This is a genomic window from Sphingobium indicum BiD32 (genome assembly GCF_000382885.1).
GTDB lineage: Bacteria > Pseudomonadota > Alphaproteobacteria > Sphingomonadales > Sphingomonadaceae > Sphingobium > Sphingobium japonicum_C.
Window position 1 is genome coordinate 1 of sequence record NZ_CAVK010000183.1, and the last position, 14,944, is coordinate 14,944.

Consider the following 14,944-nt stretch of genomic DNA (forward strand, 5'->3'; position numbering starts at 1 on the left):
CACTTCGTCGTCCGCACCGTTGTCGACAGGCTCGCTGGCAACGGCGATCACACCGTGAAAATCGAAATGCAAGAGGCTCCAAGCGCGGGCATGCATAGCATCGAAGTGAGGATCGATAATGACACGGTCGAACGTGTAACCCTTGATATACGGTACAAACGAATCCACGTCTGCCCGCCGATCGGGAAGCAAAAACGCTACCCGGCGCTCGATCTGACGGTGATCCATGCGTCGGAAGTCGGTGTCCCATTGGGCCGGAAGCCGATACTGTGGAAGCTCGTCACCGGCCATTTCTTCGCCCTCACAGACTGGGATTCCCCGCCGGACACCCGTATCCGCACAGCCCATCTTCCGACGCCCGAAACTGCGATCAGCACACATTATTTCATCCACCACGCCCGGAATTTCGCGACGCAGGATGAGCAGGTCGCCCGCTTGATGCACCAACAGTTGAGCGCCGCATTTACAGAAGATGTCGAAGCGCTAACTGCCATAGAGACACTTGTTTCAGCGACAGCGCCAGACGACATATATGAAATATCTCTGGCATCGGACCGTGCCGGCATCGCAATGCGTCGATCGCTTTGGAAAAAATCTCTTGGATGACAAAATATACCATCAGGCGAGGAGAGACAAAGGCGGGCTGCGGCTCCGAAAGCTGCCGTCGAGGTTCATCGAAGCAGACGATTGGCGTTGTACCCTGACCGTCGCCATTCTGCCCATTGATCTGCGGGCCTAGAACCTGCCGTTCTGGCAAGGCTTGTCACTATGCCGCCGCGAAAGTCCTGAACTTGGGCTTGGGATCACGCTGGCAGACCGTGCTGCAAAATCTTACCATCGTATCAAAGCTGGTACGGCAACACGCCCCAGCACGGCTGAAACGGCCACGGGCGCGACATGCCAGATGCCCAGATGCCCGATCGTGTCAAAAGGACAAGACAGGCCGTGGGCAAAACTGCCGAGCGCCCCTGCCGCTATGCCGGTGTAGAACGCGGCCAGGTTGGGAGCAACCGGCGCACCACGGCGCAGCCAAACGATCAGCGCTGCTGCGACGCCAACGCCGCTGAGGGTTCCGGCGATGAAGCAGTTCAACCCATCCGTCACATCGTCGTGTCTGCCAACCATTCCCTCCAGTGTCATCAGCAACAGGGCAGTGACGGGCAGGATTGCCAGTGCCGCCAGCAGCCAGCGCAATCCATCCTGCCGGACACCGACGCGCGGGGCAGCCATGCGAACCACCGTCCGCGCCGAGGCAAGCCCGACCAGTGCGATAAGCCCGTTGGCGACGAAGAAGATAGCGGCCTGCCCGTCCGCAGGGCCGCTCCACAAGCCTTGCCACAGCGCAATGGCGGCGATCGTCAGCACGGTTGCAACCGCTGCCAGCGCCAGACCATGACGCATTCGCAACGGGCGCACTGGCTCAAGCTCGTCTGCGAGTTGTGCAATCAGGGGATTGGGACGGGGGGGCATGGTCAGTCAGCCTCTTCGACGAGCGCGGACAGTTTCCTGAGGCCGCGATGAATGTTCACTTTGATCAGACTTTCGCTTTGGCCGGTCCGCTTAGCCGCCTCAGTAACCGAAAGTCCTTCGATCTTCACCAGTTCGATCGCGTTGCACTGCGCCGGGGAGAGTTGCATGAACAGCCGGTCAAGGCTCATCCGCGCCAGTATTGCATCCTCCTCACTATCCTCGGAAGCGTCGTAATCCCCCAATTCGCTCTCGCTTGCCCGGTAAACCCGGCGCAGATGATCGACCCAGCGATAGCGGGCGATGGCAGCGAGCCATGGCAGGAACGCGCGCGTTTCATCCCAGGTCGCGCGCTTGGCATGGATGGCCAGCAGCACGTCCTGCACCAGATCGTCAATCTGGGCCGGGGGCACGCGGCGGCGGAAGAAGCGTTCGAGCCAGAACTGCGCCTCAGTCAGCAGCACGGTGTAGGCACGCCGGTCACCGCCCTGGCTCGCAGTCATCAGCCGGGCGAAGATAGGCTCGTCCGCGATCATCGCCGTTCCCTCTCCCTGTCGCCGTTCATGCGCGCCGTTGCCGCCAGCGGCCGATCAGCGCGTCGAGCGACAGCAGGCCGCCGCCGCGCACGATCAGCACCGCCGCCAGCGCGGTCCACAGCATATGTGTCGTCCACCAGGCTTCAGGATACACGAAAATCTGGATAACGAGCGTCATTGCGAGCAGCGCAGTTGCCGAGAGCCGGGTTGCCAGCCCGATCACCAGCAGCGCCGGAAACAGATGCTCGCCCACAGTGGCCAGTGGCGCGGCGATCTCAGGCGGCAGTGGGACGGCGGCATAGTCATTTTCAAACAGATAGCGGGTTGAATCGCTAATCTCGAAAAGTCGCCCCTCCGTCACTTTACTGCGGCCTGAGCGCCAGAATATCCCCGCGAGCGCGATATGGGCCAGCAGCAGCGCACCGCCCTCGGCCAGACGCGAGGCGGCGATGGCTACGATCCGGTCGTACATTGTGGCGATGTGCTGCATGTGCTGTGCTCCGCCGTGATTGCTGCCTGTCAGCGATTGATCGGCGTGAGCGAGCCATTGCCGTTGGGTGTCGCGGTCTTCACGCATGTGCCTTGCTTGACCAGCTTCCAGGCGTTGCCCTGATAGTCGCGGGTCGAGGTTCCAGCGCAGCTGGTGCCAGCGCCAGCGGAGCAATCATTCTGCCCTGCCTTGGCGATACCGTAGCATTTTTCCATTGGTGCCTTCTGCGCGGCGACGGGGGTGGTGGCGACGCCAGCCGCCAGAGCGGCGGTGGTGGCAAGCCCGGCGATGCGGGCGATGGTGGCGGTATGCATGATATAATCTCCGGCTTTGGGGGGCAGCGCCGGGCGTTTGTCCAGGCGATGCATGCCTCCTCTTTCGCCGGGCGGCGCAGCACCGTTACAGGCAGCGAAATTTTTGTCGCTGTAACCGGCGAACGCGCGAGGGCGAACATCATGAAGTGCGATTACGCACCACCATTTTTCAAGGAGCCGCTGATATGACCACCAAGACCCGCACCGCCACAATCGCCGCAGCCGCGGCTGCCATCGCGCTGAGCTCTTTCTCAGCCTTTGCCGCCGACGCGCCGACAGGAAGCAAGGGCCGCGCCCTTGGCGCCAGCGACACCGTGCATTGCTATGGCCTGCATAGCTGCAAGGGCAACTCCGACTGCGCCACGGCCGAGCATGCGTGCAAGGGCCAGAATGCCTGTAAAGGCCACGGCTTCAAGGCATTGAAGGCTGGCGAGTGCCTCACAAAGGGCGGGACGATCGGCGACCTCGGCTGATCCCACCCTGGTCCGGCAGACCTCTGCCCCCCAATGGCCTGCCGGACCGACTTTGACTTATGAGGACTTTCGCAATGACAGATATCGCCGCGTTCGGCGGATTTGGCCTTGGACTGCGCCGCGATCACTACCGGGATTTTCTCGCGGGCGATGTCGCTGTCGATTTCGTCGAGGTCATATCCGAAAACTTCATGGTCGATGGCGGGCGGCCGCTGCGCGTGCTGGAACAGGTGCGCGCCAGACTTCCGGTCATCCTGCATGGCGTCTCGATGTCGATCGGCTCCGCGCATGGGCTGGATGGCGATCATCTGGTCCGGCTCAAGGCGTTGGCAAATCGGATCGAGCCTTTGTGGGTGTCCGATCATCTGTGCTGGACCCGGACCAGCGCGCACAACAGCCACGACCTGCTCCCGCTGCCACTGACCCGCGCGGCATTGGATATCGTGTGCGTCAACATCGACCGGGCGCAGGAAACGCTCGGCCGGGCGATGCTGTTAGAAAACCCTTCAAGCTATCTGACTTTCCCTGAAGACGAGATGACGGAGTGGGAATTCCTGACCGAGATAAGTCGGCGAACGGGCTGTTATCTATTGCTCGACATCAACAACATCTACGTCAGCGCCTGCAATCATGGTTTCGATCTTTTGGCCTACCTTGCAGGCATACCCGCCGACAGGGTGCGGCAGATCCATCTGGCCGGGCATATGCCGGGCGACATCGTCATCGACACCCACGACCGACCGGTCTGCAACGCGGTGTGGGATCTTTATGGATCGGCAATTGGCAAGCTTGGCGAAGTTGCCGTCATGATCGAGCGGGACGATGCGATCCCGCCGCTGCCGGACCTCCTGGCCGAGCTTGATCATGCACGTAGGATTGCCGCCACAACGCGCGTCGAGATGGCACTATGACCCAGCTTTTGCGCGCGCAGAGCGAATTTCTTGCCTGCCTGCTTGATGACAGCGCGCCTTTGCCGTCTGGATGGGACGCCCGGCGAGCCGCGGGCATGGCCGTCTATCGCAATGCCTATCGCACGCGGCTTATCGATGTCTTGCGGGACACGTTCGGACGCACCGCACAGTTGGTGGGCGAGGATGCCTTCAGCCAGGCGGCGGCGCATCATCTGATCACGCATCCGCCCTCGCGCTGGACCGTTGATCTGGCGGGTGAGGGATTTGCCGAAACCTGCACCGAACTGTTTGCCAACGACCCCGACGTTGGCGAAGTGGCGTGGCTGGAATGGGAAATGCACTGCGCATTTACTGCCGCGGACGGAGAGCCACTGACGCTGGCGGATTTTGCGGCCGCGACGGCGGACTTCGAGGCTGCGCAATGGGATGAACTTCGCTTCGAGCTCATGCCAGGCACGGCCTTGCGACCAATAACATATGATCTCGTCGCGCTGTGGGAGGCATTGGCCGATCCATTGCTGGCATCGGTGGCGGAAAAGCTGCGCAAGCCGACGTGGGCGATCGTGTGGCGCGAAGGCGAGCAACCGGTATTCGGACTCCTTCCCGAAGCCGAAGGACTGGCATTGGCGGAGGTTCAGCAAGGCGGCAGGTTCGGCGGCATGTGCGCTACTCTTATGGATCGTCTCAAAGCTGCTGATGCTGCGGCCAAGGCGGGAGCGATGTTGCTGCACTGGCTCGAACTCGGGCTGGTCCGACGGATAAATTGGAGCCAGGCATGTATCCAATAAAAAGTTACGGGAACGCTATCGCGTCGGGATCGTTTGCGTTTCCAAGCTGTCCACTGGTCTTGGTGGCGTAACAGCAGCACGACAATAGTAGATCCCATGTCGCGGACATCATCCCTGATCGGCCTGCCCGACTGATCAGGCAAAGACTGAAACATTCAACCCGGCCACCTCAAGCCAACAGGAAATCTACATGCATAATATGGTGAGCGTGGCGATGGACTATGATGGGATAGCGCGCTTTTCGGACACCCAACCGGCTGTCTCCGACACCAGCGAATTCCTTCATGCCGTGGTTGGCGGACTGTCGCAACCCGACCGGGCCATACCGTGCAGGTTCCTCTACGACGCAGCAGGATCGGCGATCTTCGACCAGATTTGCGAACTGCCGGAATATTATCCGACGCGAACCGAGCGGCGGATATTGGAGACGCATGCGCCTACTATCGCCGAAGCCATCAGCGGGAAAATACGCTTCATCGAACTGGGGGCCGGATCGGGTGGCAAGGCCGAAATCCTGCTTGACGCGATGGCGCAGGTCCGCGCTTATGTCTGTATCGACATATCTCCGGTGCCACTGGCCTCGGCAGCGGCGGTCGTGCGGGCACGCCATCCCGATATCGCGGTCGATGCCCTGTGCGGCAACTATCTGGGCGAGCTTGATCTTCCGCCGCGCAGGGGTTTGCGGGACATGTGCTTCTTTCCCGGATCAACCATCGGCAACTTCGATCGCGACGATGCGCAAGCCTTCCTGCGCGAATGGAGCAGGCGACTGGGGCAGGGTGGCATGATGCTGATTGGCGTCGACCTGAAGAAAGAGGCAGGATTGCTGGAGGACGCCTATGACGATGCGCAGGGCGTGACAGCGCAGTTCAGCCTGAACCTGCTGCATCGCGCCAACCGTGAACTGGGCGCTGATTTCGACACCAGCGCCTTTGCGCACCGCGCGCGCTATGTCAGCGAACCCGGTCATGTTGAAATCTCGCTCGTCAGCCTGCGTGAGCAGATGGTCACTGTAGCTGGCCGACGCTTCCAATTTGCACAAGGCGCGACCATTCACGTCGAAAATTCGCATAAATATGCGATCGACGAATTTGCCATGCTGGCCAGCAAGGCCGGGTTTGACAGTGTCGACGTCTGGACTGACAAAGACGCCCTGTTCAGCGTCCATCTGCTCCGCGTAGCATGCTGATGCGCGACGCCAGAATGCGATACGCCTCCGTTCGCAAGCTGACCGAGGATCTGGCAAAGCCCCTATCGGACGCAGATGCCACGATTCAATCCATGCCCGATGCGTCGCCCGCCAAATGGCATCTGGCGCATATGAGCTGGTTCTTCGAGACCTTCATCCTGCGCGACCATGTGCCTGGATACCAGCCCTATCGTGCAGACTGGCCATTCCTGTTCAACAGCTATTATGAAACCGAAGGTCCGCGCCTGGGGCGGGCAGCGCGTGGAATGCTGTCGCGCCCTTCACTGGCCGACATTCTCGACTATCGCTCGGCCGTGGATGCAGCGATGGATCGCGCGATCGAACAGCTTTCGCCTGAGGCGCTGGCGCTCGTGGAGCTCGGGTGCCAGCACGAACAGCAGCATCAGGAACTGCTGCTGACCGACATCCTCCATGCCTTTTCGCTCAATCCCTTGGAGTGTGCGGTTTGGCCGCGGCAGGGCAGCCCGTGTCCCGGCGATCCCGCGCCCGTAATTTGGTTGGATGGCCCACAGGGGATGATCGAAATCGGCGCTCGCGCCACTGGCAGTGGGACATTCGCATTCGACTGTGAGGGGCCGCGCCACACGGCGTTGCTGCATCCCCACCAGCTGGCCGATCGGAAGGTCACGAACGCCGAGTGGCTCGCCTTCATGGCCGATGGCGGCTACGAAGAACCGCGCTTGTGGCTATCGGACGGCTGGGCCTGGCGGCAGACGCAGGGTGTTCGCGCACCATTCTACTGGATGGACGGGGCGCATGGCTGGACCAGCTTCACACTATCCGGTCGCCATCCGATCGATCCGGCTGCGCCAGTCTGCCATGTCAGCTTTTATGAAGCCGACGCCTTTGCCACCTGGGCCGCCGCCCGCCTGCCGACCGAAGCTGAATGGGAAGTGGCGGCTGCGCAGCACGATCCAAGCGGCGGCAACTTGCTGGACGGTCCAGGCGATATCCGCCCCCGCCCTGTACATGACAGTCCGAGGTTCTTCGGCGATGCCTGGGAATGGACCGGCAGTGCCTATCGCCCCTACCCCGGATTTAGCGCTGCCGATGGCGCGATTGGCGAATATAACGGCAAGTTCATGAGCGGACAATATGTGTTGCGTGGCGGCAGTTGCGCGACCCCGCGCGGCCACATGCGAGCAAGCTACCGCAACTTCTTCTATCCCCATCACCGTTGGCAATTCATGGGACTGCGGCTGGCCAGGGACGGAGCGTGATCGCCCGCACCAAACCAAATTCCTGCCGCTGTCTCGTCGCAGTAGCGCAATTGACGGCGAAATAGTCCCGATAATCGGCGACGCTCAGGTTCAGGAACGCGCCACCATATTCAGACGTGCAATTGTAGACAAAAAGGCCGATCTCCATGTTGGTCGTCGCCTGTTCGGTTTTCACGAGCGCCGCGCCTGGCGGTCCTGCATCGCCAGCGACGGTGCGAACATCTACGCCGAAAACCTCTCGAAAATGTGCGACAGTTTCGTCCAACAGAGACTGTCACCGCGCCACGATTACGAGGTTTAGAGTCCTCCATAAGGAGCAACCCCTCCGACTTCAGTCGGATACTGGCTTCAGCCCCGGACTCGGCCAGTAGCCTGCTATCCTCGGAAAAAATGAACAGCCCGAAGGGCGAGAGTTCATTTTTTCCGAGGATAGCAGGCTATGGGCTACAGCAGCGGTTGTCACACAACATTTCACCATCGCTATCATCTCGTCTGGGCACCGAAATATCGGTTCAAGGTGCTGCATGGCGAGGTGCGTCTGCGGGTTCGCGAGATTATCCGACAGGTCTGTGCCGAAATGGGCGTGACGATCGTCCACGGCGTGCTTTCGTGCGATCACGTCCACATGTTCGTCGAGATACCTCCGCACGTATCAGTCAGCGACTTCGTGCGCCGGGCCAAGGGGCGGTCATCGCGTAAAATCCAGCAGGAGTTCGAGCATATTCGCAAGCGCTACTGGGGACAACGCTTCTGGCAACGCGGCTACTTCTCGACCACATCCGGCAACATCACAGATGACACTATCCTGCGTTACCTCGACAAACATGGCCACAAAAACGGCTTCAGCCCCGCGCCTTGATCCTACCGGCGTCAGCCGGTCAGTCATTCAGACATCCAGTTAACTGGCAACTTTCACTGCCGCGACCAGTCAAAGTTTACTTCCAAAAGGCACCTTGCCGTCAGGGCCGGGACCACGACGGGCGCGGTGGATGTGAACGACGTGCACGTGAATGCCCGCGTTAGCGCCGCGATCAGCGACATAGACATCATCCATAGCGAGGTTGTTTTGGTCGATGCGGCATGACGGGCGGCATGGTACGGCATGTTGCCGCACCATGCGACTATGCGATAGAAGGCTCCATGCTAGTCGACGCCCATCATCATCTTTGGCACTATGTCGCAGACCGATTTGATTGGGTTTCGCCCGGCGAGGCGATAGCGCGCGATTTCGATGTGGATGACCTGCGCCTGTGCCTCGAGAGCCAAGGCATTGACCATTGTATCGCAGTGCAGACGCACCAGATGACAGAGGAAAGCCGTTTCCTGATCGCCTGTGCCGATCAAATGCCTGAAATCATCGCCATTGTGGGGTGGATAGATCTGCGTTCCGACCAGATCGACCTGCTGCTTGATCAGGCGGCCGACCCACGCCTTGTTGGCTATCGCCATGTGGTCGAGGGAGAAGCCGGGGATTTCCTGACAGAGACCGCGTTCCGGCGCGGGATTCGCACGTTGATGGCACGCGATCTGAGCTATGACATATTGATCAACCGGCACCAGTTGCCCAGCCTGCCCGACTTTCTGGACGCCGTTGGTCCGGGTCGATTGGTGCTGGACCATGGTGCCAAGCCGGATATTCGCGGCGGCGGGTGGGAACCCTGGGCCGCCGATCTGCTGGCTGCGGCGCGCTTCCCCTATCTTCATTGCAAATTGTCCGGGCTGGTCACCGAAGCGGACGCCTATGTCTGGCAGGCCGCCCAGATTGAACCCTATCTGGCCCATTTGCTGACAGCGTTCGGGCCAGAGCGATTGATGTGGGGATCGGACTGGCCCGTATGCCTGCGCGCCGCAAGCTATGAAGCCGTGTTCAGGCTGGTATCCGATTTTGTCGATCGTCACTGCCCACAGGCGCGAACAGCCATTTTTGGTGCCAATGCCATGCGCTTTTACCGCAAAGCCCCCTGATCCGTCTCCGACGGATATTATTCCCCCCGGCCGCATCAACCTGACTGACAGGCCGTGCGATGACAGCCCGTCCAGCCACATCAACCCGTGTTTACTGCACCCCTGCCCGGTCGGATGCAGGACGGAATGCGAACGAAGCCGGCCTTGGCCGTCCGTCCGAAAGAATCCATTCAACGTCTTGATCCATTTTTACTTCCATATATAAAATCTATTTTCCTATTCTAATTCCCGGATCGCGAGAGGCTGAATGAAGCGCTTTGAAGGCAAGACCGTGCTTGTGACCGCAGCCGGACAAGGCATAGGCCGCGCCACCGCAGAGCGGTTTCGTGATGAAGGCGCAACGGTGTGGGCCGTCGATCGGGATCATGCGGCGCTGGCGGCCATTGCCGGCGTGCGGCCGCTGGTCACCGACCTGACCGATCCGGTCGCGATTGCGCAATTGCCGGCGGTTACCGGCCCGATCGACGCTCTGGCCAATGTGGCCGGCTATGTTGCGGCGGGTAACATATTGACATGCAGCGAAGCGGATTGGCGATTGTCGTTCGACCTGAACGTCGACGCGATGGTTCGGATGATCCGGGCTTTTTTGCCTGCAATGCTGGATCGCGGCGGCGGGGCGATCGTCAACATGGCGTCCATCGCATCGAGCGTGAAGGGCATACCCAACCGCTTTGCCTATACCGCGTCCAAGGCTGCGGTCGTCGGCCTGACCAAATCGGTTGCGGCTGATTTTATCAACCGGGGCATCCGTTGCAACTGCGTATGCCCCGGCACGATCGACACCCCGTCGCTGCGCGAACGGGTAGCGTTGCAGGCCGCGACCGACGGAACGACCTTGCAGGATGCCACGGCCGCCTTCGTTGCGCGCCAGCCGATGGGCCGGTTCGGGCGGGCCGAAGAAATCGCTGCGCTGATCGCCTATCTGGCCAGCGAGGAAGCCGCCTTCACCACTGGCGCAGTGCATGTGATCGACGGCGGATGGGTCAATTGAGGAACAGATTATGACCCGGATCACCGGCCTTAGGACCATAGATTTGCGTTTCCCGACCAGTCACGCGCTGGACGGATCGGACGCGATGAATCCCGACCCGGATTATTCGGCAGCCTATGTGGTGCTGGAAACCGACCAGGCAGGACTGGAAGGGCACGGCCTGACGTTCACCATCGGGCGCGGCAATGATATTTGCGTCGCCGCCATTGAGGCTATGCGCCATCTGGTCATCGGCCTGGATCTGGACTGGATCGCCGCAGACCCCGCGCGCATGTGGCGTCACCTGACCGGCGACAGCCAGTTGCGCTGGATCGGGCCGGACAAGGGGGTGATGCATCTGGCGACCGGCGCAGTCGTCAATGCGATCTGGGATTTATGGGCCAAGTCGGAAGGCAAGCCTGTGTGGCGGCTGGTCGCCGACATGACGCCGGAGCAACTGGTCCGGGCGATAGATTTTCGCTATTTGACCGACGCCATTACCCCGGACGCCGCTTTGGTCCTGCTGACCGCGCGGGCGCAGGGCAAGGCGGAGCGGATCACGCAACTCGAAGCGCAGGGTTACCCCTGCTACACCACGTCGGCCGGATGGCTGGGCTATTCGGACGAAAAATTACGCCGGTTGGCGGGTGAGGCCGTGGACGCAGGGTTCCGGCACATCAAGCTGAAGGTGGGACGTGATTTGTCCGATGATATTCGCCGGGTCGGCATTGCCCGTGCGGTGATCGGTCCCGATCGCCACCTGATGATCGACGCGAATCAGGTCTGGGATGTCGGCGAAGCCATCGACTGGGTCGGTGCGCTGGCCTTTACCAAGCCCTGGTTCATCGAGGAGCCGACCAGTCCCGACGATGTGCTGGGCCATCGCGCCATTCGCGATGCCATTGGTCCGATCAAGGTCGCGACCGGCGAAATGTGCCAGAACCGCATTATTTTCAAGCAGTTCATGGCAGCCGGGGCGATCGACGTGGTGCAACTGGACGCATGCCGGATCGGTGGTGTCAACGAAGCGCTGGCCGTAATGTTGCTGGCCGCCCGGTTCGATTTGCCAGTCTGCCCTCATGCGGGCGGCGTTGGCTTGTGCGAATATGTGCAACATTTGTCGATGATCGACTATCTTTGCTTTTCCGGTACGATGGAGGGGCGCGTGACTGAATATGTCGATCATCTGCACGAACATTTTTTGGACCCGTGCGTCATACGCAACGCGGCATATATGCCTCCAGCCGAACCGGGCTATTCGATCGAAATGAAGCCTGAGACACTTCGCGATTTCCGGTTCGTTGCATGAAACTGGGGCTTGAGGGGCGTGTGTTCCTGGTCACTGGCGGCAGCGTCGGCATTGGCGCCGCCATTGTGGCCGGGCTGGCCGAAGAGGGCGCGCTGCCCGTCATCGTATCGCGCAGCGCACCACCCGAACCGCTAGGGGAAGCGGCTTTCATTCCGGCAGAGCTGGCCGACGATGACGCTTGCGCGCAGGCAGTTGCGCAGGTCGTGGCGCAATTTGGGCGCATTGATGGGCTGGTCAATAATGCCGGGGCCAATGACAATATCGGGCTGGAGCGTAGTCCAGCCGAGTTTCGCGCCTCACTGGACGCCAATCTGGTCCATTATTTCACCATGGCGCATCATAGCCTGCCCTATCTGCGAGACGCGCGTGGCGTCATCCTGAATATCGCGTCCAAGACGGCGCTGACCGGGCAAGGCGGCACCAGCGCCTATGCAGCGGCCAAGGGTGCGCAACTGGCGCTGACGCGCGAATGGGCCGTGACGCTGCGCGACGATGGCATCAGGGTGAATGCCATTGTCCCGGCCGAAGTGATGACGCCGCTCTATCGACAGTGGCTCGACCGTTTCGATGACCCGCAGGCCAAGTTGGATGGCATCACTGCCAAAATCCCCCTGGGCCACCGCATGACGACGGCACGCGAGATTGCGGCGACAGCCCTGTTCCTGCTGTCGGACCAATCGAGCCACACCACCGGACAATGGATGTTCGTCGATGGAGGCTATGTCCATCTGGACCGGGCGATGGAATGACAAAAAATATGTCGGAGAGGTCGAATGAAGAAGCCAGGTGCCGATCGTTATCGGCCCGCGATGATCCTGACCATTTCGCTGTTTTTCCTGTGGGGAATGGCGAATAATCTGAACGACATATTGATTGCCCAGTTCCGGCGCGCCTTCACTCTTTCAGATTTCGAGACGAGTTTCGTCCAGCAGGTTTTCTATCTCGGCTATTTCCTGCTCGCCATTCCGGCCGCGATGGTTGCACGCGAGCGGGGTTATAAGAGCGCGATCGTTTTGGGGCTGCTTCTTTATGCGCTCGGTGCGCTGCTATTCTACCCGGCGGCGCAGCAGGGCGAATATCGCTATTTCCTGGTCGCGCTGTTCGTGATTGCCTGCGGCCTTGCCTTTCTGGAAACCGCCGCCAACCCGCTGATGACCGAATTTGGCGACCCAACCAAAGCCGCGCGCCGCCTGAACCTGGCACAGGCCGCCAACCCGGTCGGCACTGTCGCCGGCGTCCTGATCGGCAAATATTTCATCCTGTCCGACATGACGCATAACGAGGCCAGCATAGCCGCGCTCAGTCCGGCTGCCCGTTCGATCCTGCTGCGCAGCGAAGTGCAGGCGGTGCAGACGCCCTATCTGATTATCGGATTGGTGGTACTCGGCTTTGCTATCGCCGCATCCGTTATCCGTTTCCCCGGCAAGGCGGATCAGGAGGCCATCGAACCCGGCCACACCGCTTCATTCCGCACCGCTTTCCGCCGACCGCAGCTGATTGCGGCGACGATCGCGCAATTTTTCTATGTCGGGGCGCAGGTTGGGCTGTGGAGCTACACTATCCGCTACGCCGAACAGAATATGACCGGCATGATCGAGCGGGATGCCGCTGACTATCTGTTTGCCAGCCTGGTTCTGTTCGGCATTGGCCGCTTTGTCGGCACCGCATTGATGAGCCATGTTACGCCGCCCCGGCTGCTGCGGATCTTTGCCATGGCGAGCCTTTGCCTAAGCGTTGGCGCGGCCATTACTGGCGGGCAGACCGGGCTGGTCCTGCTGGTCGCGACAAGCTTTTTCATGTCTATCCAGTTCCCGACCATCTTTGCGCTCGGCGTCAGTGGATTGGGACCGTTGCGCCGGGTCGGCGCGTCACTGATCGTCATGGCCGTTATCGGCGGCGCGGTGCTGACCGGGGCGATGGGCTTTCTGTCCGACCGGTTCAGCATCAATGCCGCGCTCTGTGTTCCGGCGCTGGCCTTTCTGGTAGTCATCCATTTTGCCATGCGTGACCATAAGCAGGCGTCTGTTGTCGACGACAGTCTTGCCCACTGAGGTTGCAAAGCAACACAGGCGTGTGAAAGTGATGCGATGCAAAAACATGTATTGATACTCGACCTTGTCGATGATGCCGAACTGATTGCCCGGTATGAAGCTTTCCACGCCCCCGGCGCGGTTTGGGCTGAAATTATTGACTCGATCCGCGCGGCGGGGATCCTCGCGATGGATATCTACCGCCATGGCAGTCGCCTCGTCATGACCATGGAGACGGTGGACGAATTCAGCTTCGCCGCAAAGGCCCGTGCCGATGCCGACAACCCGGCAGTTCAACGGTGGGAAGCGCTGATGGCGCAATTTCAACGCCCCGTGCCCGGCACGCCAGTTGGCGAAAAATGGCAGCGCGCCGAAAGGATTTTCGATCTGGCGCTACAGGATGTTAATGGCCAGCATCATGATAGCGAAACCGAGTAAAATGACAGGCAGGAAAAAGGCGTCGAACGCGACGGAGCAGCCGCGCAAGGATGCCCCGACTTATCTGGCGCCAGCGCTGGAAAAGGGCATCGACATTATCGAATTACTCACGACGGCGCCGCAGGGGCTGACCATCAGCGACATCGCGCAAAAGCTGGACCGGTCCATCAGTGAACTGTTTCGGGTGGTGGTCGTGCTGGCGCGGCGTGGATGGCTGGCCAAGGATGATGGCGACCGGTATCGGGTAGCCTATCATCTGCTGGATGTCGCCCATCGCGCGACGCTGGCACAGGAACTGCTGCATGTGGCGATGCCCCATATGCACATATTGGCGACGGACATACGCCAATCCTGTCACCTTGTCGTTCCGGTTGAGGATCATGGCCTGATTGTCGCGCGGCAGGAAAATCCCGGCGCGGCAGGCTTTGCGCTGCGCGTCGGCACGCATATCGACCTGGTCGCAAGCTGTTCCGGACGGGTGCTGCTGGCCTTCATGGATGACGACGCGCGGCGGGAGGCACTGGGTAGCAGGCGCAGCCCGCCCACCGCCGAACTGGCGGCCGTCAAACGCCATGGCCGCGCGCGGATGGAAAGCCGCCGACTGGCTGGCGTCCTTGACCTGGGTTGTCCCGTTTTCGGTTTCGACGGGCGCATCGTCGCTGCGCTGACGGTGCCCTATCTTACCCCGATAGATCAGCGTGATCACCCGTCGCTGGAAGAAAGCCACAACAGGATCGAGCAGACCGCTCAACGCATTTCGCGCGAACTGGGCTGGGCCGGCGGCACCGGGGTATAATCACAATATAAAAAGGACCCGCCCCTC

Annotated in this window: 18 protein-coding genes and 1 pseudogene; 14 read left to right on the forward strand and 5 right to left on the reverse strand. The window is 60.7% G+C overall.

Annotated elements, in window-relative coordinates; all coding sequences use genetic code 11:
- Positions 1-606, forward strand: a pseudogene (locus EBBID32_RS24640) (hypothetical protein); the annotation flags it as partial.
- A 225-nt stretch (positions 607-831) separates the two neighbouring features.
- On the opposite strand, the gene EBBID32_RS17585 reads toward EBBID32_RS24640, so the two are convergent.
- Genes EBBID32_RS17585 through EBBID32_RS17600 form a run of 4 tightly spaced genes read right to left on the reverse strand, consistent with a single transcriptional unit; the run spans position 832 to position 2,807 of the window.
- Positions 832-1,470, reverse strand: a complete 639-nt coding sequence (locus EBBID32_RS17585; RefSeq protein WP_037491582.1) for an NrsF family protein — start codon at positions 1,468-1,470, stop codon at positions 832-834.
- 2 nt (positions 1,471-1,472) lie between these two features.
- Positions 1,473-2,003: a sigma-70 family RNA polymerase sigma factor gene (locus EBBID32_RS17590; protein ID WP_006962396.1), complete on the reverse strand. Its 531-nt coding sequence runs from the start codon at positions 2,001-2,003 to the stop codon at positions 1,473-1,475.
- Between the two features lie 25 nt (positions 2,004-2,028).
- Positions 2,029-2,493, reverse strand: coding sequence for a DoxX family protein (locus EBBID32_RS17595; RefSeq protein WP_006962398.1), 465 nt, complete (start codon positions 2,491-2,493; stop codon positions 2,029-2,031).
- Between the two features lie 29 nt (positions 2,494-2,522).
- Entirely contained in the window at positions 2,523-2,807 is a 285-nt protein-coding gene (locus tag EBBID32_RS17600) for a BufA1 family periplasmic bufferin-type metallophore (RefSeq protein WP_037491595.1), read from the reverse strand.
- A 185-nt stretch (positions 2,808-2,992) separates the two neighbouring features.
- On the opposite strand from EBBID32_RS17600, the gene bufA2 reads away from it, so the two are divergent.
- From bufA2 to egtB, 5 genes are all read left to right on the forward strand, one after another.
- Complete coding sequence (gene bufA2 / locus EBBID32_RS17605) at positions 2,993-3,280, forward strand: BufA2 family periplasmic bufferin-type metallophore (protein ID WP_006962402.1); 288 nt, start codon at positions 2,993-2,995, stop codon at positions 3,278-3,280.
- Between the two features lie 74 nt (positions 3,281-3,354).
- The gene (gene bufB, locus EBBID32_RS17610) at positions 3,355-4,191 is read left to right on the forward strand and encodes an MNIO family bufferin maturase (RefSeq protein WP_006962404.1); all 837 of its coding nucleotides are present in this window, start codon (positions 3,355-3,357) and stop codon (positions 4,189-4,191) included.
- Positions 4,188-4,979 (forward strand): HvfC/BufC N-terminal domain-containing protein, encoded by a 792-nt coding sequence (locus EBBID32_RS17615; protein WP_006962406.1) that lies wholly within the window; start codon positions 4,188-4,190, stop codon positions 4,977-4,979. The genes bufB and EBBID32_RS17615 overlap by 4 nt, the downstream gene beginning before the upstream one ends.
- Positions 4,980-5,169: 190 nt before the next feature.
- Positions 5,170-6,168: an L-histidine N(alpha)-methyltransferase gene (egtD, locus tag EBBID32_RS17620; protein WP_006962408.1), complete on the forward strand. Its 999-nt coding sequence runs from the start codon at positions 5,170-5,172 to the stop codon at positions 6,166-6,168.
- Entirely contained in the window at positions 6,168-7,409 is a 1,242-nt protein-coding gene (gene egtB, locus EBBID32_RS17625) for an ergothioneine biosynthesis protein EgtB (RefSeq protein ID WP_037491602.1), read from the forward strand. Before egtD ends, egtB begins: the two co-directional genes overlap by 1 nt.
- Here egtB and EBBID32_RS17630 read toward each other — a convergent pair.
- The gene (locus EBBID32_RS17630) at positions 7,375-7,674 is read right to left on the reverse strand and encodes a hypothetical protein (RefSeq protein ID WP_231382238.1); all 300 of its coding nucleotides are present in this window, start codon (positions 7,672-7,674) and stop codon (positions 7,375-7,377) included. The genes egtB and EBBID32_RS17630 overlap by 35 nt on opposite strands.
- Positions 7,675-7,848: 174 nt before the next feature.
- On the opposite strand from EBBID32_RS17630, the gene tnpA reads away from it, so the two are divergent.
- From tnpA to EBBID32_RS17670, 8 genes are all read left to right on the forward strand, one after another.
- A complete protein-coding gene (tnpA, locus tag EBBID32_RS17635; protein ID WP_006962414.1) occupies positions 7,849-8,268 on the forward strand; it encodes an IS200/IS605 family transposase in 420 nt (139 codons plus the stop codon).
- 233 nt (positions 8,269-8,501) lie between these two features.
- Positions 8,502-9,374 carry an amidohydrolase family protein gene (locus EBBID32_RS17640; protein ID WP_231382239.1) on the forward strand — a complete coding sequence of 291 codons (873 nt, stop codon included), beginning with the start codon at positions 8,502-8,504 and terminating at the stop codon, positions 9,372-9,374.
- 247 nt (positions 9,375-9,621) lie between these two features.
- Positions 9,622-10,365 (forward strand): SDR family oxidoreductase, encoded by a 744-nt coding sequence (locus EBBID32_RS17645; RefSeq protein ID WP_006962418.1) that lies wholly within the window; start codon positions 9,622-9,624, stop codon positions 10,363-10,365.
- A gap of 10 nt (positions 10,366-10,375) precedes the next feature.
- A complete protein-coding gene (locus tag EBBID32_RS17650; protein WP_006962419.1) occupies positions 10,376-11,653 on the forward strand; it encodes an L-fuconate dehydratase in 1,278 nt (425 codons plus the stop codon).
- Positions 11,650-12,402, forward strand: coding sequence for an SDR family oxidoreductase (locus EBBID32_RS17655; protein ID WP_037491585.1), 753 nt, complete (start codon positions 11,650-11,652; stop codon positions 12,400-12,402). Before EBBID32_RS17650 ends, EBBID32_RS17655 begins: the two co-directional genes overlap by 4 nt.
- A gap of 24 nt (positions 12,403-12,426) precedes the next feature.
- Entirely contained in the window at positions 12,427-13,704 is a 1,278-nt protein-coding gene (gene fucP, locus EBBID32_RS17660; protein ID WP_006962422.1) for an L-fucose:H+ symporter permease, read from the forward strand.
- A 36-nt stretch (positions 13,705-13,740) separates the two neighbouring features.
- Positions 13,741-14,121 carry an L-rhamnose mutarotase gene (locus tag EBBID32_RS17665; protein ID WP_006962424.1) on the forward strand — a complete coding sequence of 127 codons (381 nt, stop codon included), beginning with the start codon at positions 13,741-13,743 and terminating at the stop codon, positions 14,119-14,121.
- Between the two features lies 1 nt (position 14,122).
- Positions 14,123-14,917, forward strand: a complete 795-nt coding sequence (locus EBBID32_RS17670) for an IclR family transcriptional regulator (RefSeq protein ID WP_006962428.1) — start codon at positions 14,123-14,125, stop codon at positions 14,915-14,917.
- Positions 14,918-14,944 lie beyond the last annotated feature (27 nt).